We start from the raw sequence: 25,659 nt of genomic DNA, 5'->3' as shown, positions 1-25,659 counted from the left end.
GGTTGAGTTGGCTGGGATGGCTCTATTGGCTGCTCTGGTTGTACCGGTTGAATTGGCTGAGATGGCTCTGTTGGCTGTTCAGGTTGCACCGGTTGAGTTGGCTGAGATGGCTCTGTTGGCTGCTCTGGTTGTATCGGTTGAGTTGGCTGGGATGGCTCTACTGGCTGCTCAGGTTGTACCGGTTGAGTTGGCTGGGATGGCTCTGTTGGCTGCTCAGGTTGTACCGATTGAGTTGGTTGTGTTTGTCCCTGACTTTCCGATTGACGAGAGAAATAATCTCCGTCATTAGAACTTCCACAACCTGCTAACATTAAAGCAACAAAGGCTGCCGCCGCAGTTTTTTTCATTGTAACGTTCATTGTTACCTCCAAATTAAATCAATTTTCTGTGAGTATGTTTCTGTTTTTGCACGCAAAAACGCAAATATCGTACAAAAAAAAAACAAAAGTAAAGCAAAAATTGAACAAATTGATTAAAAGTAACTCAATTTAATACCTTGGTATAAGAAACCATCAATGGCTTAAAATTGCCTATGATTTTTCAAAAAAACTCTCTGTGGAAATACAAGAAATTAAGGATAAGTCTGTTTTTAAAGAAATCGGGGACAAAAGAGGAAAAGTGCGGCTAAAAATAGGACTAAATTTCAGATTTTTAGCCGTTTAAAATGGATTTTGGGGAAAGGTGGTAGGGACACACTGCGTGTGTCCGAATTTTAACCTATTGAAATGATTTGATTTTATAATGGACACACGCAGTGTGTCCCTACTGTATAACATCGCATAAATTCAAAGCATTTCAACCGCACTTTTGCGATATTAGGCTGTTTTCATTTGGAAAATCACTAATTCCGCCTGACAGCAAAAGGCAAATTTTGCGTTTAACAAATAGCCGTCATCGACTTTGCTAATGTCTGACTGAATTTCACAAGGCTCACTTTCAACCTCACGGGCTTTCTGAGTGAAGAAATCGAGTGCGGTTTGTGCTTGCTCTTGGGTGTCATAGATATAGCTGATCTCTTGTGTGCAATCTCGATTATCAAACAATGATTTCATATCGAAAGTATTACAGCCCACACATTCAACTGGTTTTTCTGTTTGAATTGCCATCTTTCACTCCTTCTTTAATTGCTATAGTGGATTAAAATAAAAATGAGACAAGACGGCTTGCCGCAGATAGTACAAATAGGCACAGCAAGGCAAGCCAACGCAGTATCATTGAAATTTTAATCAACTATTTTGCTGCTACAAAACCCACGGCTTCATACACTTTTGTGAGGGTTTCCTGTGCTTTCGCCCGTGCTTTTGCGGCACCTTGGCGAAGAACTTCATCAAGTAAGGCTTCGTTGCTACGATATTCATGAAAACGTGCCTGTAACTCTGCAAGTAAATTAGACACTTCATCAGCCACCGCAGTTTTTAAATGACCATACATTTTCCCTTCAAATTCTTGTTCAAGTTCTGCAATGGATTTATCCGTTACCGCAGAAAGAATATCCAATAAATTGGATACCCCTGCCTTATTTTTAACGTCATAACGAACAACAGGCGGCTCATCAGAATCCGTCACCGCCCGTTTAATTTTTTTCGCCACAGACTTCGGATCTTCTAACAGTGTCACCACATTATTGCGGTTATCATCAGATTTTGACATTTTCTTTTCCGGATCCTGCAATGACATAATGCGCGCCCCTGCTTTACCGATAAAAATTTCAGGAATCGTAAAAATATCGCCATAAAGGGCATTAAAGCGATTCGCAATATCGCGTGTGATTTCCAGATGTTGTTTTTGATCATCTCCAACCGGTACATTTTTTGCTTGATAAAGCAAAATATCCGCCGCCATCAATACCGGATAATCAAACAAACCCACATTAATATTTTCCGCATAACGTGCCGATTTATCTTTAAATTGGGTCATACGGCTCATTTCACCGAAATAAGTATAACAATTTAGTACCCAGCTTAATTGGGTATGTTCCGGCACATGAGATTGAACAAAAATTGTCGCTTTATTCGGATCAATACCGCATGCCAAATATAGCGCGACCACATCAAGGGTTGCCTTACGAAGCGCTACGGGATCTTGACGAACGGTGATTGCGTGTAAATCAACCACGCAGAAAATACATTCATAATCCTCTTGCATTTTGACCCAATTACGCAATGCGCCTAAATAGTTCCCGATGGTCAATTCGCCGGAAGGCTGCACACCGCTAAATACGATTGGTTTTGCCATAACTTATCCTTTTTCATCTTGAAAATAAATTGTCAGTATCATATCAAAAGATCGCTTCTTTTTTAATGAGATAGTTCAAAACAGACGGTAAAAATGCTATATTGCGCGCAATTTCAGCCTGTTTTATCACGCCTATTACATTTTTATATGACAAATTACCATGATATGGCGCTGGCTCTAGCCGGCATTTATCAAGCCACTGCATTAGTCAATCAACTTGCAATGAAAGGCAAAGTGGAAAACCAGGAGGCTTTTCACACGACCGTCAATTCCCTTTTTCAAACCCGACCGGAAAACACCCTTGCTGTTTTTGGCGGGCAAATTCAGCATTTGAAACTGGGTTTGGAAACCCTCATTGAACAGCTGTCCACGCTTGATGATAGAAATATCGTGAATTATTGGAGCGGTTTATTAGGCTTAGAAAGTCTCCTAAATAAAAATCCTGAGGCAAAATCCGAACTGGTAAAACGTATTCAACGTTTACAGGAACAACTGACATACCATAAATTGCTTGATGAACATATGCTTTCCATCATGGCTAATATTTATATTGACATCATCAGCCCTTTAGGACGAAAAATTCATATTGTTGGTGAAGAAAATTATCTACAGCAACAATTTGTACAAGACAAAGTTAGAACCTGTTTGCTTGCCGGCATTCGCTCTGCCGTACTATGGCGGCAAGTAGGCGGCAATAAATGGCGGTTATTATTCTTCCGAGGCAAAATAATTAATGCCGCGAAGGAAATCTATTCAACAATTTATTAATTTATTCTTAATGATCAACATCCCTTAATACACCGGAGTATTTTATGCAACTTTCCGCACTGACTGCGATTTCCCCAATTGATGGGCGTTACCAAGACAAAGCAACCGCACTTCGTGACATTTTTAGTGAATTCGGTTTACTTAAATTCCGCGTGACCGTTGAAATTCGCTGGTTACAAAAATTAGCCACGACCGCAATTCCGGAAGTGTCTCATTTATCTAAAGAGGCAAACGATTACCTCAATAACATTATCAGCGAATTTAGCCTAAAAAATGCAGAACGCATTAAAGAAATTGAGCGCACTACTAATCACGATGTAAAAGCAGTGGAATATTTCTTAAAAGAAAAAAGCGAAACCTTGCCGGAATTAGCAAAGGTTGCAGAGTTTATTCACTTTGCCTGCACTTCCGAAGACATCAACAATCTTTCTCATGCATTGATGCTAAAAACAGCACGTGATACGGTGATTTTACCGGAATGGCAAAAACTCATTGATGAAATCACCCGCTTGGCGAACGAATACAAAACTATCCCATTACTTTCACGCACACACGGTCAGCCGGCTTCCCCAACGACTGTCGGAAAAGAAATGGCAAATGTGGTCTATCGTTTACGCCGCCAATTCAAGCAACTTCAAGAAAATGAGATTCTTGGCAAAATCAACGGTGCGGTGGGCAACTACAACGCACACTTATCCGCTTATCCGGATCTTGATTGGCATAAATTCAGCGAAGAATTTGTCACCTCGCTTGGCTTGAATTGGAACCCCTACACGACACAAATTGAACCTCATGATTACATCGCCGAATATTTTGATACCATCGTGCGTTTCAACACCATCATCATTGATTTCGATCGAGACCTCTGGGGCTATATTGCATTAAATCATTTCAAACAGCGCACCATTGCCGGTGAAATCGGTTCTTCCACAATGCCGCACAAAGTGAACCCGATTGACTTTGAGAATTCAGAAGGCAATCTTGGTCTTGCTAATGCCGTGATGACCCATCTAGGACAGAAACTACCGATTTCCCGTTGGCAACGGGATTTAACGGATTCTACCGTCTTACGTAATCTTGGCGTGGGCGTGGGTTACTGTTTAATTGCCTATGCGGCGACCCGTAAAGGTATCAGCAAATTAGAAGTCAATGAGCAGCATTTACGTGATGAACTCAACCAAAACTGGGAAGTTCTAGCAGAGCCAATCCAAACCGTAATGCGCCGCTATGGCATTGAAAAACCTTATGAAAAACTCAAAGAACTCACTCGCGGCAAACGCGTAGATGAACAAGCCATGCGCGAATTTATAGAGAAACTTGACATTCCGGCTGAAGAAAAAGCCCGTTTACAACAACTCACCCCTGCAACCTATATCGGTGCGGCGGTTGAGCTGGTGGAAAAACTATAATTTGACATGATAAAGTGCGGTTAAAATTTAGTGAGAATTTTGACCGCACTTATGAATAATAATGTTTGATTCGATCACCGAATACTAAAATATTAATGCTCTAAAGAAGAAAAGTATTTAGGGGAATCAACCATCACACCGTCAACGCCTAACTTACGGGCCAACTCCAGATCTTCTTTTGTTTTTATACCGAATAAAATAATGTGCTGAGGCTTTTGTTTAAAACATTTTATATCTTCCGGTGCCCAAGCCAATACCGCTTCACTTACCCCTTCGCCTAATGTAAAGGTTTCAACCACTTTAACTTTTCGATAAAGTTCAAATCCGTGCCAATATTCTTCTTTTAATGGTATCGGACAATGATTACTGTTTAATGCCGTTTCGACTAAATATTGTCGAGTAAGATCCCGTGTAGCAAAAGTCGCTATTTCCGGCGACAAAATCTCTATGAATGCCTTATTTGTAGAGTACACTCTTACTCTGTTAAACGCATTATGTTTGGTCAGTACTTGTAATAGCGAAATTTTCATGCTTATAGGATCAGCATCGGGCGATTTGAGATCCAAATAGAAAAAAGTTTCCGGATAAGACATTAGAACATCGTCTAAACTGGGAATACCAATATCTTTATTGCGATAAGGATAACCCTCATTCGGCTTGAAATAATATGCCGCATCCAATTTTTTTAATTCAGCCGCAGAATATTCCGAAACAAAGCCTTTAGCATTCGTATTCGCCGATAAATCCTTGGGACGGTATAGAACAGGGATTTTATCTTTCGACAATTGGATTGTAATCCAAATTGCATCCGCTTTGTTTTTCAACGCTTCATTAATTGCAAATGAAGTATTTTCTGGGGCATCATCTTTTCCCGCACGATGAGCAATTAATTGTAGCTGTTGAGAAGTATTTGAAAAGGATAATTCAGTTGCTAGTAGCATTTTCGGCATTAATATAATTATCAATGCGGAAAATAAAATTCGATAATTAAACATAACAATCTCCCATCCTAATTAAGTAGTATGTCACTAAATTTATTCTAAAGTAAATTTGTGACAATCAAATGACTCAAACTTGTAGCAAGATTGTTTCGTTTTTGTTGTATTTATCGTGTTTATTCATCAATATCATATTTTTTAAGAGACAAACTTTGAAATTCATTCTAATATATACACCAGTATCTTTTAATCTTAGTCTTAAATAGAGGAAAGCTAAAATGGCAAAAATCGTTAAAGTGATTGGTCGTGAAATCATCGACTCACGTGGTAACCCAACTGTTGAAGCTGAAGTACATTTAGAAGGTGGTTTCGTTGGTTTAGCCGCAGCACCATCTGGTGCATCAACCGGTTCTCGTGAAGCATTGGAATTACGCGATGGCGATAAATCACGTTTCCTAGGTAAAGGTGTATTAAAAGCGGTTGCCGCAGTCAATGGTCCGATTGCTGAAGCATTAGTGGGTAAAAATGCTTTAAACCAAGCTGAAATCGACCAAATTATGATCGACTTAGACGGTACAGAAAATAAATCTAACTTCGGTGCAAACGCAATCTTAGCGGTTTCATTAGCAAACGCTAAAGCAGCGGCGGCATCTAAAGGCTTACCATTATACGCTTACATTGCAGAACTCAACGGCACGCCGGGCGTCTATTCTATGCCATTACCAATGATGAACATCATCAACGGTGGTGAACATGCTGACAACAATGTTGATATTCAAGAATTTATGATTCAACCGGTTGGTGCAAAAACATTACGTGAAGCACTTCGCATCGGTGCAGAAGTGTTCCACAATCTTGCTAAAGTATTAAAAGCAAAAGGGATGAGCACTGCAGTTGGCGATGAAGGCGGTTTTGCACCAAATCTTGCCTCGAACGCTGATGCATTGGCTTGTATTAAAGAAGCCGTAGAAAAAGCAGGCTATGTTTTAGGTAAAGATGTGACCTTAGCAATGGACTGCGCCTCTTCCGAGTTCTACAATAAAGAAACCGGCAAATATGAAATGAAAGGCGAAGGTCGTTCATTCACTTCTGAAGAATTCACGCACTATCTTGAAGAACTTTGCAAACAATATCCAATTGTTTCTATTGAAGATGGTCAAGATGAATCTGACTGGAACGGTTTTGCGTACCAAACTAAAGTATTAGGTGACAAAGTGCAATTAGTCGGTGATGACTTATTCGTAACTAACACCAAAATCTTAAAAGAAGGTATCGAAAAAGGTATCGCAAACTCAATCTTAATCAAATTCAACCAAATTGGTTCTTTAACAGAAACTCTTGCCGCCATCAAAATGGCGAAAGATGCAGGCTATACAGCAGTGATCTCTCACCGTTCCGGTGAAACCGAAGATGCGACTATCGCAGATTTAGCAGTAGGTACGGCAGCAGGTCAAATCAAAACCGGTTCGATGAGCCGTTCTGATCGTATTGCCAAATACAACCAATTAATCCGTATCGAAGAAGCCTTAGAACGTGCAGGTACACCGGCTGCATTCCCGGGTTTAAAAGCGGTGAAAGGTCAAGCCTAATTTTTGGTTGATTTAAACTGAAATCGCACCGCACTTTTAGGAAAAAGTGCGGTGTTTTTTTATCCTATATTCTCCTTGATAAAATTAAACTAAAAAATTAAACTAACTAAAAAGGAGGGATTCATGAAAACATTATCAATTCCCAGTGTGAATATTCACGAAGCAAAAACAAATCTTTCGTCTATCGTTGAAAATGTTAGAAAATTTGGCAAACCTATGATTATTGCCAAAGCCGGAAAACCCCAAGTAAAAATTGTCCCTTTAGATTCAAATGAAACAGGCTCCCGTTTTGGTTTTATGAAAAGTACTAATGTGGTGATTCCCGATGATTTTGCCCATCTCTACCAAGATGAAATTATCGACATGTTTGAAGGATCTGATGAATGAAAATTTTATTAGATACACATATTTTACTTTGGTTAGCCTTTGACGATAAATCAAAACTCTCACCTCAAGCAATTGAATTATTAGAGGATTTTAAAAATGAATTATATTTTAGCCTCGCAAGCCTTTGGGAAATATCAATAAAATCCAGCTTAGGAAAACCTCACTTTAATGTTGATGTTGAAAAGCTTGAACAGGGACTTATTTCCGTGGGATGCCATTTATTACCGATTGAGCTCCCTCATATTGTTAAATCATCTGGCTATCCTTTTGTTCATAAGGATCCCTTTGACAGGCTATTATTGGCACAAGCGGATGTAGAAAATATTTACTTTATGACTGCCGATAGTCTCATACTCGACTACAATAAGCCATTTCTTTTAAATGCTAAAAAATAGGAATTTATATGCTCCACCTCACCCTTGAAGACGAACTCTTTCTCGGCCAACCAAAACAAGTGGGGACTCACTCTACTGTCTATGCTCATCTTGCCGTGATGTTTGAAGATGATGGTGAGACCGGCTATTTTTATGCGCTTGATATGCGCCAAAACGGTCAACCGATTGTGGATGTGTTACACGTTTACAATGTGGATTCTACCTCCAATCACCACGAAGCCCGTAAATTGGAAATTTGTTGGGATGAAAGCGGTTATTTAGCCCTACTTTTAATTAATGGTTATCCCCACGCAGTATTTGATTTTGCCCGCTTAGTCGGTTATAACAGTAACAAATATCCGCAACCGAATTTAATGAGTATGTGGACACGAGAAGAACTTAGCAACGATAAAGCCGAGCAATGGCTTGGCGTAAAAACCATCAAATAAATGAAATTTTATCGCAATCTTCAGCCTTTCAAAGTCATTAGCTTTGATCTGGACGACACACTTTATGATAATCATGATGTGATTCACACCGCTGTCTCGCGTTTTGTGCAATTCACCCAAGACTTAACTCAATGCCCAACCTTTGAAACAGAATGGCTGGATTGGAAAGAACGTGTTGCACAAGAAAATCCGCTCCTAAGCGAAGATGTGACGGAATGGCGAAAAGAGGCATTACGCCAATTTTTAAATGCACAGGGAAAAAGTGCGGTTGAAATTGACCGCACTTTAACCCTCTCAATGAATGAATTTTTACATTGGCGCCATCAAATTGATATTCCCCAAGATACACTAAACGTATTAAATCATTTAAAAGCAGGCTACAAACTCTGTGCCATCACCAATGGCAATGTCGATCCTTTACGTATTGGATTATCACACTTTGACCTTATTTTACGTGCCGGAGAACATGGCAGAGCAAAACCTCATGAGGATCTGTTCCAACAAACTTCACTCTATTTCAAGGTTTCCCCACAAGAAATTTTGCATGTAGGAGATAATTTAACAACAGATGTTCAAGGGGCAATTCAAGCTGGTTGTCAAGCTGTGTGGATTAATTTATCTGGTTGCCAGCTCGCTGACTTTACCACAGCCACTCTTCTACCAACTTTAGAAATCAATCACTTAACTGAACTGTTATTATTATGAAAAAGAAAAATCAAATCCTCGTTACACTCTCTATTGTCGCTTTACTCGGCGGTTGTTCGGAAGAAGAAGTACAACGAGATGTATATCATTCCCTTGATGACTGTCTTGCCGATTGGAAAAGAATTGAGCTGTGCGAAGCAGACAAAAATACAGAAAATACTCAATCGGCACCTGCTAATATGCCGGCCCAACCCCAACAAAACAACAACTCTCTTTCTGGGCTAGGCTTACGCAATAACGCTGAAAATACCAATTCCGTCAATGGTGAATGGCAAAACGCTAACCAAAACAATCCGGCAGCATCTGAATCCAACAATGCAAACGGGGAAACTACTGCCAATGTTGAAAGTAGTGATCCTTCCTTCGGCGCGGCGGTTGCCGGTGGGGTGATGGGATATATGGCAGCCCGTGCGATTAGTAGCTTTTTAGGTCCCAGCTATCATCCAAGTAATCGTGCTGTCTCCACCCCAAACGGACAAGTCATCCAGCCTCAAACCAACCGTTCTGTGGGTAAACCAATGCTCGTAAAAGGCAATGCAGGAAGTATGAACAGCAAACCGATTTCACGAGGTGGTTTTAGCAGCCCAAGCAATTCAAACCGTAGTAGCGGAGGCTAAAATGAAACGCGTAACCGGCTTCCCAACCCGCCCCGATATGGTGCAACAACTGCTTGATGTCGGGTTTGATTATTACAATTTACCTTCCAGTGACGGTTCTCATTATTGGTCGGATAATGTTGCTTATGAGTTTACCTTAGCGGAAATTGATCGGATTGAAGATACAACAAATGAATTGCACGCAATGTGTTTAGATTTTGTCGCCAATGAAATCAGACAGGGTGATTACGCCCATTATCGTTTCACTGATTTGCAAAAACAGTTGATTGAAGACTCGTGGCGCAAACAAGCGCCCTATTTATACGGACGTTTTGATTTTGGCTATGATGGCAAAAATTTAAAAATGTTTGAATACAACGCCGATACCCCCACCTCATTACTGGAAGCCGCTGTTGTGCAATGGCAATGGTTAGAACAAATTGAAGGCTTGCAACATCGTGACCAATTTAATTGGATTCACGAAGAATTACTTAAACATTTTACTTTTCTCAAACAGCAAAGCGGAAAAAACGATTTCTATTTCAGTGCAATGCAAGAAGCTGGTCGGGAAGATTGGGGTAATTTAGATTATCTTGCCGATGTTGCTTACAACGCAGGTTGGAATATCCATCAACTTGCTGTGGAGGATATTGGCTATAACCGGGAAAATAAAGAATTTGTCGATTTAAACGATACGCCTATTGAGATGCTTTTCAAACTTTATCCTTTGGAATGGTTAAGCGGGGCGGAATTTGCCCAACATATCCCGACAGCCAATACCCATTTTATTGAACCGGCTTGGAAGATGTTATTAAGCAATAAAGCATTGCTGGCAAAATTATGGCAACGTTATCCGAATCACCCGAATTTACTGCCTGCTTATTTCAACAAATTTGATATTACCGACCGAAACGCAATTTGGGTAAAAAAACCAATGCTGGGTCGGGAAGGAGCTAATGTATTCTATTATGAAAAAAGTAATGGCGTGGAATTTGCCGCGAAAGGAAGTGAGCATTCGGCTTTCTACGATACTTCAGGCTATATTTACCAACAAAAATTTGAATTACCGAACTTTGACGGTATGTATCCCGTCATTGGTTCTTGGGTTATTGGTGATGTCACTTGTGGTATGGGATTACGTGAGGATTTCACGGCAGTGACGGGCAACGATAGCCATTTTTTGCCGCATTATTTTGTACCATAAGGAAAATATTCAGCCCTAAACGATATCTCAAAGTGCGGTCAAAAAATCCTATAAATTAGCTAATCTCACTTATGTTAGTTTTTCCTATGAGCAATGACTTTTTAATAAGGTTCTCTTATGTTTTATTAATGGGCTTTGGTTTTCCTATTATGCGTTATATGAGTATTCATTTTGAAACGCTAAATAATAACGCCGTTCGATTTATCTCTGGCGGCTTACTATTTGTTTTTATTTGTGTCTTAAAATATAGAAACGAGTTAGTTAAGTTGCTAAGAGAGCCATCAATTATTTTATATCTTCTATTGTTAGCTGCTTTTATGACCGGTAATATGTATTTTTTTATTAATGGTCTGAAATATACCTCAGCCCTAGCCGGTAGCGTTTTTGGTATTATGTCAATGCCTTTAGCTGTTATCATGGCTGCAATTTTCTTTCAAGATGAAAGAGAAAAAGTAAAGCAGAAGAGTTTTTATATTGGAAGTATATTATCTCTAATAGGCTCTTTGATATTTGTAATTTACGGAAATAAATCCGGCGATAGCTACGATTTTATAACAGGTTCACTTTTTCTAGGCATTGCTATATTTATTCAATCTATCCAAAATCTTTTTGTTAAAAAGATCTCAAAAAAATTAAATACGATAGTTATCAGTACATCTACTGCAATGTTAGCCGGTATTTTTTATCTAATTCTGGCAAGTAATACTGGGGTTATTTATCAATTACAAGATGTCAGTTCCGGTTTATTGATAGGGTTAATCTTTGCAGGAATGTATGGAATGCTAACAGGAATGTTGTTCGCTTTTTATATTGTTCAAAAGCAAGGTGTTGTTGTTTTCAATATTATCCAATTAACCGTGCCTCTATCTACAACGTTGATTGCTTACTTCACTTTAGGCGAAACTATTTCCATTTATCAAGGTTTTGGTGCTGTAATTGTTATTGTCGGCTGTATTATTTCATTGAGAAAAAAATACAATGGGAATTAGCATATTGAATACCGATTTATGGAATTAGTTTAAATTGCCTTCGCAATAAAGCCAATCATAACGTAGTGCGACTACAAAACTACTGCCAGTCGTAATTTGCTGCTCAAGGCTATGCACACCTTTTGCAGTTCCACCATAAACCTCAAAACCTTCCGCTAACAACATTTTGCATAACGCCTGCCCAATCAATCATGCCACTTGCCCCTGCGACAAACATTTTTTGTGTCATTTTGCTTTCCTTGTTAAGGAAAAAGTCGTGGTTATAGTGGAACAAATAGAAAAATAATGTTGTTATCGGTAGTCAAATCTGTAGTCATCATAAACAAAGTGCGGTTATTTTTCCTTGTATTTTCGTTAATCATCTAAGAAAAAAAATCACTTGACCTTACTCTTCCGTTGAACCAATCACCAATAAATCCACTACACTTTTAATATCATCAAACACTTCCTCAGGGATTGGGCGCTCTCCCTGCTCGATAAAATACTTCATCACTCCGATGGAAATAGTAGCAAAGAGATGCCCCTGAAACATTAGTTCCTCTTCGGTTTTGTCCTGTTTTATAGCAGCTTGGCTTATATATCGTTGTTGAATAAATTGATACAAATCTTCGTATAAATGGATTTTAGTGGTACGAATACTACCGATCAGGCGAACCAAATGATGATATTGATCGTAAATCGGGGCGATCATCTGCACGAAAGTTTTAGTGGAAATACTGAAACGATGTTTGAAATTTTCTCGAAATTTTTCTTTTACTTCTTCCACTAATTTTAGCGCTACTTCATCTTTGTTTTTGAAGTGTTTATAGAAGGTTGAGCGATTAATTTGTGTACGATCTAAAATATCTTGTACAGTGATAGAATCAAAGCCTTTTTCTTCCAACAGTTCTAAAAATGCCGTACGAATCAGCTGTAAAGTTCTGACTACTCTTATATCTTGTTTATTCATTTTACCCCCTCAAAAAAAATGGGAATTAACCAATAATTTAGACATTTTTATATGATTAAGCAACAAAATGTTGTTTTTTGATGGTTGTTCAAAATTCACTCGATTTCTATAATTTTTCCTATATGACTTGGTAGGAAAAGGAAAAATAAATGAACACAAAATATCTGATATTAGGGGGGGCTCTCGCTAGTGCAGCAGGTCTGGCGATTTGGCAAAACCAACGTTTGCAGGCTGATGAACTGGTGGGAATCGTTGGTATAAACGGGCGTATTGAATTAAAACGTTTAGATATTGCCACCTTGTATGCAGGACGGGTAGAAGAGATTTTGGTACAAGAAGGCGATCAAGTAAAACCTCATCAAAGTTTGGCGCGTTTATCTTCCAGCCAGTCAGAAAGCCAAGTAGCGGCAGCACAAGCACAGAAACAGCGCGCAAAAGAAAATGTCACTCGTGCCTTAGCCACTGTTGAGGCACAACAACAGCAAGCAAATGTGGCGAAATTGGAACTTGATAATGCGATAAAATTACGACGTGAAAAATTAGTTTCCGACAGCGAACTATCACGTCGTCAGTCAAATTACAAAGCAGCAGTGGCAACCATTGCCACTGCCCAAGCCGCAGTAGCTGAAGCTAACGCCGGCGTAGCACAAGCACAGGCTCAATTAGAACATGCGCAATCACAAAATGATGATATGTTGATTAGATCGCCCAAAGCAGGCTGGGTAGAATATCTTATCGCTGAACCGGGTAATGTACTAGGCATGGGGGGGAGAGTCTTGAGCCTGCTAGACCCAACAGATACCTATCTCAATGTATTTTTAACATCAGAACAATTAAACCAAGTAAAAGTGGGTGATGAAGCACGCATCGTGCTTGATGGTGTTGATGCGGTCTTCCCTGCTCAAATTACCTTCACCGCTGCCAATGCCCAATTTACCCCTAAAACCGTAGAAACGGCAGAGGAACGGGCAAAATTGATGTTTCGTGTTAAATTACAGATGCCTAAAGAGATCGCCCTACAGTATGAACGCCGTCTGAAAGGCGGAATGACCGCAGTAGGCTATGTAAAATATGATTCACAAGCTGCTTGGCCTTCACATTTACAAGTGAAACTGCCCATAGGAAATGAATAATGATGACACACGACATTGCTGTAACAGTGACACATCTCTCTCATTCATACGAAAAAACTACCACACTTTCTGATTTTTCTCTGCAAATTCTGCGGGGCACAACCGTAGGATTGATTGGTCCTGATGGTGTAGGAAAATCGACACTGCTTTCGTTAATTGCCGGTGTAAAAATTATTCAACAAGGCTCAATACAGATTTTTGACTACGATGTCGCCGATAAAAAAGCACAGGATATCCTGTCACACAAAATAGCGTTTATGCCGCAAGGCTTGGGGAAAAATCTATACCCCACCTTATCTACTTACGAAAACGTGGATTTTCATGCCCGCTTATTCGGATTAGATAAAAAATACCGTAAAGTACGCATTGAACGTTTGCTTCGTGCTACAGGGTTACTGCCTTTTGCCGACCGCCTTGCCGGAAAACTTTCAGGCGGAATGAAACAAAAACTTAGTCTATGCTGTGCTTTGGTACATAGCCCTGATTTACTTATTTTGGATGAACCAACCACAGGTGTCGATCCGCTTTCGCGTCGTCAATTCTGGGAATTGGTAGAAACATTGCGGCAAGAAAGTCCGATGATGACAGTAATTGTTGCTACAGCGTACATAGAGGAAGCAGAAGCATTTGAACACATTTTAGCAATAGATGATGGCAAACTGATTGCGGCTCAACCAACCAAACAGCTGATAGCAAAAACGGGCAGCCAAAATTTAGAAGAAGCCTACATTAAATTGCTACCGCCGGAAAAACGCGGGGCTGGAAATGGCTTGGTAATCCCTCCGTTTAAACCAGCAGTAAATGAACCGCCTGCAATAGTGGCTGAAGGATTAACCAAAAAATTCGGTTCATTCATTTCTGTCGATCACGTGAGTTTCACTATTCCGAAAGGTGAAATTTTCGGTTTTCTTGGTTCAAACGGTTGCGGCAAATCTACCACAATGAAAATGCTTACCGGTTTACTTGAACCCACTGAAGGCACTGCAACCCTACTTGGTCAACCCATTGATGCCAGTGACATTAACACCCGCAAACGAGTAGGCTATATGTCTCAAAGTTTTTCTTTATATGAAGAATTGACCGTGCGAGAAAATTTAACCCTACATGCCAAACTCTATCAAATCGACAGGCATGAATGGGACAACTATGTCAATTCTGTAATGAAGCAATTTGATTTGAGCCATTTGGCAGACAAAACACCCGCAGCGCTTCCACTGGGGATTCGCCAGCGTTTACAACTGGCAGCCGCTTGTTTGCACCACCCCGAAATATTGATTTTGGACGAGCCCACTTCAGGCGTAGATCCTGCGGCAAGAGATATGTTTTGGGAATATCTGATCAAACTCTCAAGAGAAGACAAAATCACTATTTTCGTCACCACCCATTTTATGAACGAGGCTGCACGTTGTGATCGTATTTCCTTTATGCATCGTGGGCGCGTATTAGCAGTGGGAACACCTGAAGAGCTACGAACTAACAAACAAGCCCCAACGTTGGAACAAGCCTTTATTCTCTATTTGGAAGAACAAGCAGACGATACTAACCCCCCCGTTGGAAAAACGGAAAACAATAAAAGTGCGGTTCAAAAGGTCGAGATTTTACCGACTAAAAAATCATCAGGTTTTATAGCATGGTGGTTGTTAATCTGGACTTTTGCCTTGCGAGAAGGAAAAGAATTGTTACGTGACCACATTCGATTGTTCTTCGCCTTGCTTGGACCGGTGATTATGTTATTGGCGATGGCATCCAGTATTTCTTTTGATGTCAATCCGATGAAATTTACTGTATTGGATCATGATAATACGTCGGAAAGCCGTCGCTTGATTGAATACTTTGACGGATCCCATTACTTCGTCCGCCAAACGGATATTTATTCGGTTACAGATATTAATTCGATGTTGCAAAGCTCAAAAGTGAAATTAATCATTGAGATCCCGATAGGTTTCGGGCGGAAAATGTTAAACGGAGAGAAACCTGAAGTCGGTTTCTTTATTGATGGGACATTTCCATCCACAGCAGAAAACTTAAATGCCTTGGTCTTAGGTACAATCAACCAATATTTACAAGCCACAGAATTAAATTCAGGTATAACGGTAGCCAACCATAATATATTGGAAAACCGATTTGTATATAACCAAGATTTCAAAAGCATTTATGCCATGACCCCCGGTGTGATTATGCTGGCAATGATGTTGATTCCCTCCATGATGACCGCGCTTGGCGTGGTACGGGAAAAGGAAATCGGTTCAATTATGAATTTATACGGCTCACCCGCCAGCACCTTACAATTTTTACTCGGCAAACAGCTACCCTACATCATGTTGGCGTTTATTAGTTATCTGATAATGATTTGGGTTGCCGTAATGCTATTTAATGTACCGGTAAAAGGATCATTCTGGGCAATGTCTTTGGGCGGTGTCATTATGATTGCTACTGCTACGGCATTTGGTTTACTCGTGTCCAGTTTTGTAAAATCACAAATTGCCGCAATTTTCGCCACAGCTATTATCGCCATCATTCCAGCCCTTAATTTTTCAGGAATGCTCTATCCAACCTCAACATTGCCAACTAATGTAAATATTATTGCCCGTTTATTCCCCGGTTTTTGGTTTCAGTTAATCAGTTTGGGCGGTTTTACCAAAGGGCTTGGATTTACGGATTTTCTCAATAGCTATGCCGCATTATTACTGATTGGCAGCATATATTTTTTCGGTGCGGTCGCACTGCTCAAAAAACAGGAGAAATAATATGTTCAGATGGGTTAAAAATGTTGCTTACTTGTCCGCTAAAGAATTACGCAGCTTACTTTCTGATCCTGTATTAATCGTGCTCATTGTTTATATGTTTTCCTTAGCGCTGTACACGGTAGCCACTTCCATCACCACAGAAGTAAAAAATGCTTCCGTAGCGATAGTAGATCATGATCGCTCAGCCCTTTCCTACCGTTTACAACAAAGCCTATTGCCACCGAATTTTAAGAAAGTAGATCGTATAAAAGCAGAAGAAATCGACCGTTTAATGGATATCGGGGAATACACTTTTATACTGGATATTCCACCCGGTTATGAAAAAGATGTACTGGCTGGACATCGTCCGCAAGTGCAACTATTGGTGGATGCAACAGCCATGACCCAAGCAGCCATAGGTTCTTCTTATATTTCACAAATTTTTAAACATGAAATCACTGAATTTCTTCACCAACCCCAAGTAAAAGTACCGATAACCGCAACAGTAAACGTGTTATACAATCCGAATTATTCCAGCAAATGGTTTTTAGGTGGAATGAATATTATCGGCAACTTGAACTTGCTCACCATGTTGTTAGTGGGGGCTGCCGTTATTCGTGAACGGGAACGTGGTACCTTGGAACATATTTTAGTCATGCCTGTGCGTTCTAGCGAAATTGCAATGTCCAAAATTTTTGCTAACGGTTTAGTGTTGTTGGTGGTGGTAACACTGGCATTACGCTTTGTCAGTCATAGCATTTTAGGCGTACCTTTGCCCGATGGTTCGGTTCCTCTATTTGTCTTAGGTGCAGCGGTGTTTATTTTCTCTATTGCCTCACTTGGAATTTTGTTGGCGATTTTCGCTCCGACAATGCCACAGTTTGGTTTGTTGATGTTACCCATATACATCGTGTTGTACTTACTCTCAGGCACAGTATCTTCTGTGGACAACATGCCCGAACTGGCACAACAGCTCACCCGGTTTTCCCCTACGACAATCTTTGCCTCTTATGCGCAAGATGTTCTCTTTCGCGGTGCAGGCTTAGACATTGTGTGGGATAAATTAGCAAAAATGGCCACCCTCGGTACAATGTTTTTAGTCATTGCATTGATGCAGTTTAAAACAATGCTGTCAAAACAAGGTTAATGAATTTAAGGAGTTGAACATGAAAAAAAAATTACAAGAGATGACTCTGATAGCCCTTTCCGTTTCCCTTGTGGCATGCCAATCCAACAAGGTGGATTTGAATTCAACAATAGAAGTCCCCATACAGTTTGAGCAAACCCAATATACTAACGGACAAGCGGAAATTACCCAATGGTGGAAAAACTGGCGCGATCCCCAACTAAACCGTTTAATTGAACAAGGTTTACAAAATAACCTTGATATCGCCCTTGCTCGAAGCCGTTTACAAGAAGCACAAGCAAACAGTCGTTATACCGTGGCTGACTTTGGTATGAACATTAAAGGACAAGGCAGGATTAGTAGTATAGATTCACGCATGGATAATCCCATTGGTTCAGGACACACACACAATACCGGTAATATGCAAATAGCAGGGATTATCGCTAGTTGGGAACCGGATTTCTTTGGACAAAAACGCAGCGATGCAGATGCCGCACAAGCTATTGTATTAAGCAATCAAGCTCAGATTCATGCTGCCCAAATGCTGGTGGCAGGACAAATTGCAGAAAGCTATTTCAATATTCAGTCCGTTCGTCAGCAACAAGATTTATTAAAACAGACCGAAAATACCTTATCCCGTTTGAAAAATTATATACAGGGGCGTTTTTCCGCAGGGCAAGCCAATGCGAATGATGTGTTGCAAGTAGAAAGCCGTTTAACCGCTGTACAGGCACAACAAGCGACCTTAACCAGTCAAATTGCCAATAACGAACGAGCTATTGCAATTTTAATCGGACAAACACCACAAGGCCTTCATATTCCCCAAAGTGCGGTTATTTTTTCTAAAGTTTTGCCTAATCCACCAGCCGGTATAATACCTAGTGATGTATTGAACCGCCGCCCCGATTTAAATTCTTATCACCATTTGGTGCAAGCACAAGCGGCAAAACTCGCCAGTGCCAAAGCAGATTTATATCCACGCTTTGATATTCAATTTCTCGGACAATCGGGTCGAATTGATTTGAATACCAATATTCCTGAATTAAAAGGCTGGAGTGGCTTACTCAGTGCCGGGATCAGTTTACCGATCTTCACCAACGGGCGTATTCAGGCAAATATTGATGCCGCCGATAGCCGCCTCAAACAAGCCCTATTACAATACGATAAAGCCTTATTGCAAGCATTGGCGGAGGTGGACAATCAATACCAAGCTCAATACGCCATCAACCGCCAAGTAAAATTGTTGCAAAGCGCAACCAATCAAGCGGAAAAACAAGCAGTTCAAGCGGAAAAATTATTTAAGTACGATGCTAGAACTTTAGATAATGCTTTAAATGACCGTCTCACCGCACTTAATTACCGACAGCAATTACTTCAGGCGTATTTACAACAAGCGAAGAATTTAATTCAGTTATACAAGGCGTTAGGCGGTGGCTGGTCGGAATAAAATAGCTCGTCAGTTTAATTTAAAAGTGCGGTCAAAACAGGAAACGTTTTCTGTAACTGATACCGATAACAAAAACGGAAGCACCGGCTTCCGTTTTCTATTTTATGAATATTGCAAATTACTTAGCCTCAAACACCAAAATCGCACCTGAATTTTTCATTTGCATATTTTGTTTTCCATCTAATCCTAGCGAAACGCCGGCGGTGTCAGTCATTACATAGATTTTGCTGCCGTCGTGGTTCACTTCCACATTACGGTAGCGATTCGGGCTGGTAAAGTGTTTGTAAAGCTCGCCTTGAACATCATCGCTGTTACCATTCAATGGCATACGGTAAATTCCGCCACTTTTTAGCCCTGACACTAAAATAGAATTGCGCCATTCCTTCACTTTGCCGTCTTTCGGATAGTAAGCAATGCTTGAGAGTGCGGCGGTCGGCCAACATAAATAACTGGAATCAGGACAATTCGGATCGAACATATTATGTCCGTTACGCACAGTGAAGAAGGTTTTTAATGGATTGTGATAATTTTCTTCCTGTTTAAAATCGGTCTCTTTTTGTGCCACCATTTTATTCGGCGCTGCACCGCCAGAGGTTTCAAATTTCGTATCGCCGATGGTTTCCGGTAAGGTATTACATTTTTCTGCCGTCGCATAGCTGGTATAAACGTAATTTTGGTTATCGGGATAACCTGCCACATGCGGCCAACCGTAGTTTGCCCCCGCTTCTAATAAATTCACCTCATCATCCGAACCCGGTCCTTGCTCCTCTTGGAATAATTTATCACCCACGAATACAATACCTTGTGGATTGCGGTGTCCATAAGTGTAAACATGGCTCTTCACGCCGTTAATTACAGGATTATCTTCAGGAATCGAGCCATCAATGTTGAAACGCAAGGTTTTGCCTTCATAAGCAGCGAAATCTTTGTTATCCACTTCTTGTTGGGTCGGTAAACGTTGCGCACGATCCGCATAACAAGTACGGGAATATTGGTTTGCGCCCTGATTACCGATAGTGTAGTAAAGTTTTTCGTCCGGTCCTAAACGCAGGCGGCCGCCTTGGTGATCAGTGAAAGACGCCAAATTATCCAATACAATCTCCGTTTTTTCCACTTTACGGGCGGTTTTGTCTAACGTCAGCTTGACGATTTTAGTATGATCCTGACTATCTTTCCCCTTATAGGCATAAGCCGCATAAAGTACGTTTTCACCGTTGCCGGATAGAAAATTCGGATCAAGTGTCAAGCCCAACAAACCTTGCTGCTGACCACCATTCACCACATCATCAAAATGATGAATAACCTGATGTTTTCCCGTTTCCGCATCTACCAATAAAATATTACCGCCCACTTCTGTAACCCAAAGCTGCCCATTGCGGTCAATCGCCATATCCCAAGGGCTTTGCAAACCTTCCACCAAGACTTTACCTCTGAACGGCTCCGCTTGTTGGGTATCAAATTTATCACCGGCTTTGGCAAAAACAGAGGTCGACATGATTAGCCCTAATGCAAGGGAAAGTGCGGTCTTTTTCATAAAGGTTTCCTTTTTATAAGTGAATGTAAAATGGGTGGATGGTAGCATATTTCAATGTGGGAAAGTAAGTGGGGGCCCCCTCCTGTTTAACTTATAAGTGACACAATTGATAAGTTTTTCCAATAGCACAAGTAATTTCATATAATTCCAAATTTATCGCCTCCATGTATAAAGCGCTTGAAAACATCGCTATTTCAAATCTTGTTTTATTGATAAAATTTCATCGTTTTTAAATTTACTAAAAGTCGGTTATGCAATCACATTGCCGATTTCCTGACCGGCTTGTTACGAATAAATGAACAAATACAATTTAGCATTATTAAAAGTACATGGTACGGCTGTGCTTTTTGGCGCATCCGGCATTTTCGGTGCACTGACAACAAGCGCAGCGGATACGCTTGTACTCGGACGGGTTTTGATCGCAGCCGCGATTTTAATTTTATATTTCCTTTACAGTAAACAACCGATTATCAAAATTACAAAAGGGCAGTTTGGGCAACTGATGCTCTCCGGAGTATTACTGGCAATCCACTGGGTCACATTCTTTGTGGCGGTAAAAGTCGGTGGTGTCGCATTAGCCACTTTAGGATTTGCCAGTTTTCCCGCTTTTGTTTCCCTGTTTGAATCCGTTTTCTTCAAAGAGAAATTATTCGCCAAAGATATTATCTTACTGGTTGCCGTTACCCTTGGTTTAATTTTGGTCACGCCGGATTTCAATTTTAGCAGTGAAAATACACAAGGACTACTTTGGGGGATTTTATCTGCGATTTCCTATGGCATACTTGCCGTGGTAAACCGTAAAAGCATGAGTAAACTTTCAGGTTTGCAGGCAAGTTTTTGGCAATATTTAGCGGCAGCGATTTTCTTACTGCCCTTCTCCGGCAACAAATTATTCACAGTATCGGCAATAGACTGGTTTTGGATTTTTTGTATCGGTTTCTTATGTACCAGCGTAGCTTATACTCTATTTATTTCCAGCCTTGACACTATCAACGCGCGTACAGCCTCAATGATAATCTCACTTGAACCTGTTTATAGTATTGCATTGGCATGGATATTATTTGGCGAAACACCAACCTTGAAAATGCTGATAGGCGGTTCAATTATCCTGCTTGCGGTGGCGTGGTCAAATTTGAAAAAATAACAATTCAGCAATCAAACATTGGAACAACCATGAACGAACAACTTCTTCAAACTCTTTCAACCTTGATTACCGAACAGCGTAATCCACGTTCTATGAATATCGATCAGCTTTCAGCCTTAGAAATCGTCACGCTAATGAACCAAGAGGATCGCCAAGTTCCCCTAGCCATTGAACGGGTATTACCCCAGATCGCACAAGCAGTGGAGACGATTGTCACCACATTTCAGCAAGGGGGAAGATTGATATATATAGGTGCTGGCACAAGTGGACGTTTAGGGGTTCTTGATGCCTCTGAATGTCCGCCGACTTTTGGTGTCAGCGATGAGATGGTAAAAGGAATTATTGCAGGTGGTGAATTTGCTATTCGCTATCCTGTGGAAGGAGCAGAAGACAATCAAAGCGCAGCAATCGACGATTTATGTGCAATCAAATTTTCAGCTCAAGATGTTTTAGTAGGCATTGCCGCCAGTGGGCGTACGCCTTATGTTTTAAGTGCATTAAATTATGCTAAACAGTTAGGTGCGATAACGATCTCTATTGCCAGCAATCCACATTCGGCAATGGCTCAAATCGCCGATATTGCCATTGATACCGTCGTCGGCGCAGAAATACTGACCGGCTCTAGCCGTTTAAAATCAGGTACTGCTCAAAAATTAGTGCTCAATATGCTAACTACCGCACCTATGATTTTACTGGGTAAGTGCTATGAAAATTTAATGGTGGACGTGCAAGCCAGTAATGAAAAGCTTAAAGCTCGCGCTATTAGAATAGTGATGCAAGCAACCGATTGTGATAAAACCATCGCAGAAAAAAATCTTATTCTTGCCAAACAAAACGCAAAATTGGCAATAATGATGATTTTAAGCGGCTTAGATAAAAATGAAGCCCTGGCATTATTAGACAAAAAAAAAGGGCATTTGCGGAAAGCTTTGGAAAAATAAAACGGAAGTGCGGTTAAATTTGACCGCATTTTTATTGATAGGATAAAATCTACTCCGCTATTTATCATACTGATTTTTAAATAGCACAATTCTATTAGGAACAAAATTGAGACATACTATGAAAAAACTTTTTACTCTTATTGCGATTGCAATCACTGCGACCTCTACTTTTGCTTCATCAGAAGAACTTGTCAATCTTCGTGATGAAATGACCATTATGGCGCAACGTTTAAATTTTGCTAACCGTGCAGATTCTGCCGAAGAATTTCAAAATAGCATAACAAAATTTATTGATGCCGCAGAAAAATCCAAAGCGACCATTCCACCTAAATGGAACGGAGATACATCACAATTTTCAGGCTATCAGCAAGGGTTACAAAAAGTCATTGACGTTGCAACGGAAGCCTCGGTTCTGGCGAAACAGAATAAATTAAATGAAGCTAAAGAAAAGCTCAGCGAGCTACCGGAGCTAAGAAAAATGTATCATAAATTATATAAATAGCTTTACGCTATTTTATGTAATATTTTTGTCTAAAAAATCCTCCCTTATCTCTCTTGAAATCAACCCTATAATGGTGTTAAATCTACATCCCTTGTAGGGTTATTCATTTAGTTATATTTTAGAAGGGTTTTATGTGTCAATTACTTGGCATGAACTGTAACACACCAACAGATATCGTGTTTTCTTTTGAAGGTTTCCGTCGCAGGGCAGGCTTAACAGGACGTCATTCCGACGGTTTCGGTATCGCTTTTTTTGAAGGACGGGGAGTACGGATTTTCCGAGATAATCGCCCAGCGTCCGATTCTCCTATCGCCGATTGTGTAAAACAATATCAAATAAAATCACTCAACGTGATTGCACACATTCGTAAAGCCACACAAGGTGAAGTAAATATTGAAAATACCCATCCTTTTATTCGCGAAATTTGGGGTGAAAATTGGGTGTTTGCCCATAACGGTAATTTAAAAAATTTACCGGATATGTCAGAGAGCTTCTGCCAACCGATAGGTTCAACAGATTCTGAAACTGCATTTTGTTACATGGCTGAATATTTAAAAAATCGTTTTCGTAAAAAACCGACTGAAATGCAGATTTTTGAAGCGATTCAAGATATCACTAAAGAGTTAGCGGCACATGGTACATTTAATTTTATTCTTTCTAATGGTGAATGGATGATTGCCCACTGTGCAACCAATTTGCACTATCTCACACGCAAAGCACCTTTTGGTAAAGCTCACCGTATTGATGATGACGGTGTGATTGATTTTAACGATTATGCTAAAGACGGAGATAAAGTTACAATTATCACGACATTTCCCCTTACCAAAGATGAATCTTGGACCAAAATGGAAAACGGCGGTTTTGTCTTTTTCAAAGAAGGGGATAAAGTGGCAGAAATCATCGGCGTAGCAAAAGAAGCAACTGACGATGGAACTCTATGACATACCCGTTGGAGTTACATCAACTCATTCACGCTTCAAAAACAAAAAGTGCGGTTAAAATTAACCGCACTTTTTATTGTTCTCAATAAAATTAACGCATTGTGACGAATTCCTCCGAACCGGTCGGGTGAATCGCTACCGTATTATCAAAATCTGCCTTTGTTGCACCCATTTTGATTGCCACTGCAAAACCTTGAATCATTTCATCAACACCATATCCAATTCCATGCAAGCCGACAATTTTTTCATTTTTTCCTACACACACTAATTTCATTCTACAAGGTTGACGATGCTGAGTAACAGCCGTGTACATCGCAGTAAAGGAGGATTTATACACTTTCACATTTCCTTCACCGTATTGTTCAATGGCTTGTGGCTCAGTTAAACCGATAGTGCCAATCGGAGGATGGCTAAATACAACGGTAGGCACAAGATTGTAATCCAAGTGCTCATTAGGTTTATTATTGAATAAACGCTCGGATAAACGACGACCTGCCGCAACCGCAACCGGTGTTAATTCAATCCCACCCTCAATAATATCGCCCACAGCATAAATGCCTTTCACATTGGTATTTTGATATTTATCGACTTTGATATAACCTCGTTCGTTCGTTTCTACTCCGGCATTCTCTAAGCCGATTTTATCCGTTGCCGGTTCACGACCTGCCGCCCAGATTACACAATCTACCGTCACGCTACGTTCGTGATCAAATTTTACTGTGAGAGAATCATCTGCATTTTTAACGATTTCCTGAACCGTTGTATGTTTATGTAAAGCAATACCGTCTTGCTCCAGCACTTCAAGTAAAGTTTCAACAATTAACGGATCTTGATTACGCATCGGTGCGTGGCGACGTACCACTAAATGAGTTTCCGAGCCAAGACTATTTAATACTCCCGCAATCTCTACCGCAATATATCCTGCCCCGATAATCGCAACACGTTTTGGTAATGCTTTTAATGCAAAGAAACCGTCTGAATCAATGCCATATTCTTGCCCTTTTACAGAATGAGGGCGGAAAGGTCTTCCCCCTGTTGCAATCAGGATATGATCAGCTGTTATACGTTCGACCGAACCGTCCGCTAACGTGACTTCAATAGTATGTGCATCAACAAATTTCCCAAATCCATTAATCACATCAACGTTATTCTTCGCTAACACATTATTGTAAGAAGTGTGAATACGGCTGATATACGCCTGACGACTTTCAATGAGTTTCTCAAAATCAAATTTTCTCACATCCACATTAAAACCATAATCCGGCGCATAATGATTAATGGCTTCTGCAATCTGTGCTCCATAAAACATTACTTTCTTCGGCACACAGCCCACATTTACACAAGTTCCGCCTAAATATTTCGCTTCTATAATTGCACATTTTTTGCCATAGCTTGCCGCACGATTAATTGAAGCAATGCCACCACTGCCACCACCGATAGCAATATAATCATAATGTTTAGTCATCATTTTATCCTTTATTCCGAATATAAAAATTTTTTACATTCTGCCGAAATTTCATAAATAAAGCTATAAATTAGTATAATTGGAAATGTCTATATCAAAATAAAAGTG

The 25,659-nt window shown here is 40.2% G+C and carries 26 protein-coding genes; 19 read left to right on the top strand and 7 right to left on the bottom strand.

Annotated elements, in window-relative coordinates; all coding sequences use genetic code 11:
• Positions 1-289: hypothetical protein (locus BKK47_RS12450; RefSeq protein ID WP_158074754.1), on the top strand; the 289-nt coding region annotated here is incomplete at its 5' end.
• Between the two features lie 526 nt (positions 290-815).
• Here the strand turns inward: BKK47_RS12450 and BKK47_RS06720 are convergent.
• Both BKK47_RS06720 and trpS read right to left on the bottom strand, forming a co-directional pair.
• Entirely contained in the window at positions 816-1,106 is a 291-nt protein-coding gene (locus BKK47_RS06720; RefSeq protein ID WP_077494114.1) for a YfcZ/YiiS family protein, read from the bottom strand.
• Between the two features lie 124 nt (positions 1,107-1,230).
• Positions 1,231-2,235, bottom strand: coding sequence for a tryptophan--tRNA ligase (trpS, locus tag BKK47_RS06715; protein WP_077494113.1), 1,005 nt, complete (start codon positions 2,233-2,235; stop codon positions 1,231-1,233).
• A 147-nt stretch (positions 2,236-2,382) separates the two neighbouring features.
• Between trpS and hflD the strand changes: the two genes are divergently transcribed.
• Positions 2,383-3,003 carry a high frequency lysogenization protein HflD gene (hflD, locus tag BKK47_RS06710; RefSeq protein WP_077494116.1) on the top strand — a complete coding sequence of 207 codons (621 nt, stop codon included), beginning with the start codon at positions 2,383-2,385 and terminating at the stop codon, positions 3,001-3,003.
• A gap of 44 nt (positions 3,004-3,047) precedes the next feature.
• Positions 3,048-4,412: an adenylosuccinate lyase gene (purB, locus tag BKK47_RS06705; protein ID WP_077494112.1), complete on the top strand. Its 1,365-nt coding sequence runs from the start codon at positions 3,048-3,050 to the stop codon at positions 4,410-4,412.
• A 92-nt stretch (positions 4,413-4,504) separates the two neighbouring features.
• Here purB and BKK47_RS06700 read toward each other — a convergent pair whose 3' ends face one another.
• Positions 4,505-5,407, bottom strand: coding sequence for a glycerophosphodiester phosphodiesterase family protein (locus tag BKK47_RS06700; protein WP_077494111.1), 903 nt, complete (start codon positions 5,405-5,407; stop codon positions 4,505-4,507).
• Between the two features lie 221 nt (positions 5,408-5,628).
• Between BKK47_RS06700 and eno the strand changes: the two genes are divergently transcribed.
• The 8 genes from eno to BKK47_RS06660 all read left to right on the top strand — a co-directional run bounded on the left by eno (position 5,629) and on the right by BKK47_RS06660 (position 11,643).
• Positions 5,629-6,939 (top strand): phosphopyruvate hydratase, encoded by a 1,311-nt coding sequence (gene eno / locus BKK47_RS06695; protein ID WP_077475702.1) that lies wholly within the window; start codon positions 5,629-5,631, stop codon positions 6,937-6,939.
• A gap of 123 nt (positions 6,940-7,062) precedes the next feature.
• Complete coding sequence (locus BKK47_RS06690) at positions 7,063-7,326, top strand: type II toxin-antitoxin system Phd/YefM family antitoxin (protein WP_077494110.1); 264 nt, start codon at positions 7,063-7,065, stop codon at positions 7,324-7,326.
• Positions 7,323-7,721, top strand: a complete 399-nt coding sequence (locus BKK47_RS06685) for a type II toxin-antitoxin system VapC family toxin (protein WP_077494109.1) — start codon at positions 7,323-7,325, stop codon at positions 7,719-7,721. The genes BKK47_RS06690 and BKK47_RS06685 overlap by 4 nt, the downstream gene beginning before the upstream one ends.
• Before the next feature lie 8 nt (positions 7,722-7,729).
• The gene (locus BKK47_RS06680) at positions 7,730-8,149 is read left to right on the top strand and encodes a DUF2251 domain-containing protein (RefSeq protein ID WP_077494108.1); all 420 of its coding nucleotides are present in this window, start codon (positions 7,730-7,732) and stop codon (positions 8,147-8,149) included.
• On the top strand, positions 8,150-8,854 hold the full coding sequence (locus BKK47_RS06675; RefSeq protein WP_077494107.1) for an HAD-IA family hydrolase: 705 nt from the start codon (positions 8,150-8,152) through the stop codon (positions 8,852-8,854).
• Entirely contained in the window at positions 8,851-9,471 is a 621-nt protein-coding gene (locus tag BKK47_RS06670; RefSeq protein WP_077494106.1) for a hypothetical protein, read from the top strand. Before BKK47_RS06675 ends, BKK47_RS06670 begins: the two co-directional genes overlap by 4 nt.
• 1 nt (position 9,472) lies before the next feature.
• Positions 9,473-10,654 carry a glutathionylspermidine synthase family protein gene (locus BKK47_RS06665; RefSeq protein ID WP_077494105.1) on the top strand — a complete coding sequence of 394 codons (1,182 nt, stop codon included), beginning with the start codon at positions 9,473-9,475 and terminating at the stop codon, positions 10,652-10,654.
• A gap of 71 nt (positions 10,655-10,725) precedes the next feature.
• Positions 10,726-11,643, top strand: coding sequence for a DMT family transporter (locus BKK47_RS06660; protein ID WP_425271843.1), 918 nt, complete (start codon positions 10,726-10,728; stop codon positions 11,641-11,643).
• Positions 11,644-11,667: 24 nt separating this feature from the next.
• On the opposite strand, the gene BKK47_RS12445 is transcribed toward BKK47_RS06660, so the two are convergent.
• Both BKK47_RS12445 and BKK47_RS06655 read right to left on the bottom strand, forming a co-directional pair.
• The gene (locus BKK47_RS12445; RefSeq protein WP_158074753.1) at positions 11,668-11,808 is read right to left on the bottom strand and encodes a hypothetical protein; all 141 of its coding nucleotides are present in this window, start codon (positions 11,806-11,808) and stop codon (positions 11,668-11,670) included.
• Between the two features lie 220 nt (positions 11,809-12,028).
• Positions 12,029-12,592 carry a TetR/AcrR family transcriptional regulator gene (locus BKK47_RS06655; protein WP_077494103.1) on the bottom strand — a complete coding sequence of 188 codons (564 nt, stop codon included), beginning with the start codon at positions 12,590-12,592 and terminating at the stop codon, positions 12,029-12,031.
• A 149-nt stretch (positions 12,593-12,741) separates the two neighbouring features.
• On the opposite strand from BKK47_RS06655, the gene BKK47_RS06650 reads away from it, so the two are divergent.
• From BKK47_RS06650 to BKK47_RS06635, 4 genes are read left to right on the top strand one after another with little or no spacing between them, the layout of a single operon-like run.
• Positions 12,742-13,725, top strand: coding sequence for an HlyD family secretion protein (locus BKK47_RS06650; RefSeq protein WP_077494102.1), 984 nt, complete (start codon positions 12,742-12,744; stop codon positions 13,723-13,725).
• The gene (gene rbbA / locus BKK47_RS06645) at positions 13,725-16,472 is read left to right on the top strand and encodes a ribosome-associated ATPase/putative transporter RbbA (protein ID WP_077494101.1); all 2,748 of its coding nucleotides are present in this window, start codon (positions 13,725-13,727) and stop codon (positions 16,470-16,472) included. Before BKK47_RS06650 ends, rbbA begins: the two co-directional genes overlap by 1 nt.
• 1 nt (position 16,473) lies before the next feature.
• Positions 16,474-17,598, top strand: a complete 1,125-nt coding sequence (locus BKK47_RS06640; protein ID WP_077494100.1) for an ABC transporter permease — start codon at positions 16,474-16,476, stop codon at positions 17,596-17,598.
• 19 nt (positions 17,599-17,617) lie between these two features.
• Positions 17,618-19,024: an efflux transporter outer membrane subunit gene (locus BKK47_RS06635; RefSeq protein ID WP_077494099.1), complete on the top strand. Its 1,407-nt coding sequence runs from the start codon at positions 17,618-17,620 to the stop codon at positions 19,022-19,024.
• A 118-nt stretch (positions 19,025-19,142) separates the two neighbouring features.
• Here the strand turns inward: BKK47_RS06635 and BKK47_RS06630 are convergent, their stop codons facing one another.
• Positions 19,143-20,558: a glucose/sorbosone family PQQ-dependent dehydrogenase gene (locus tag BKK47_RS06630; protein WP_077494098.1), complete on the bottom strand. Its 1,416-nt coding sequence runs from the start codon at positions 20,556-20,558 to the stop codon at positions 19,143-19,145.
• A 295-nt stretch (positions 20,559-20,853) separates the two neighbouring features.
• Between BKK47_RS06630 and BKK47_RS06625 the strand changes: the two genes are divergently transcribed.
• The 4 genes from BKK47_RS06625 to BKK47_RS06610 all read left to right on the top strand — a co-directional run bounded on the left by BKK47_RS06625 (position 20,854) and on the right by BKK47_RS06610 (position 24,086).
• Positions 20,854-21,702 carry a DMT family transporter gene (locus BKK47_RS06625; RefSeq protein ID WP_077494097.1) on the top strand — a complete coding sequence of 283 codons (849 nt, stop codon included), beginning with the start codon at positions 20,854-20,856 and terminating at the stop codon, positions 21,700-21,702.
• A gap of 29 nt (positions 21,703-21,731) precedes the next feature.
• Positions 21,732-22,643: an N-acetylmuramic acid 6-phosphate etherase gene (gene murQ / locus BKK47_RS06620; protein ID WP_077494096.1), complete on the top strand. Its 912-nt coding sequence runs from the start codon at positions 21,732-21,734 to the stop codon at positions 22,641-22,643.
• A 118-nt stretch (positions 22,644-22,761) separates the two neighbouring features.
• The gene (locus BKK47_RS06615; RefSeq protein ID WP_077494095.1) at positions 22,762-23,145 is read left to right on the top strand and encodes a cytochrome b562; all 384 of its coding nucleotides are present in this window, start codon (positions 22,762-22,764) and stop codon (positions 23,143-23,145) included.
• Positions 23,146-23,276: 131 nt separating this feature from the next.
• Positions 23,277-24,086, top strand: a complete 810-nt coding sequence (locus BKK47_RS06610) for a class II glutamine amidotransferase (RefSeq protein ID WP_077494094.1) — start codon at positions 23,277-23,279, stop codon at positions 24,084-24,086.
• Between the two features lie 91 nt (positions 24,087-24,177).
• Here BKK47_RS06610 and gorA read toward each other — a convergent pair whose 3' ends face one another.
• Positions 24,178-25,551, bottom strand: coding sequence for a glutathione-disulfide reductase (gene gorA / locus BKK47_RS06605; protein ID WP_077494093.1), 1,374 nt, complete (start codon positions 25,549-25,551; stop codon positions 24,178-24,180).
• Positions 25,552-25,659: the final 108 nt, after the last annotated feature.

The sequence above is a fragment of the Rodentibacter mrazii genome (assembly GCF_001998825.1).
GTDB lineage: Bacteria > Pseudomonadota > Gammaproteobacteria > Enterobacterales > Pasteurellaceae > Rodentibacter > Rodentibacter mrazii.
This window is presented reverse-complemented; position numbering and strand designations above follow the sequence as displayed.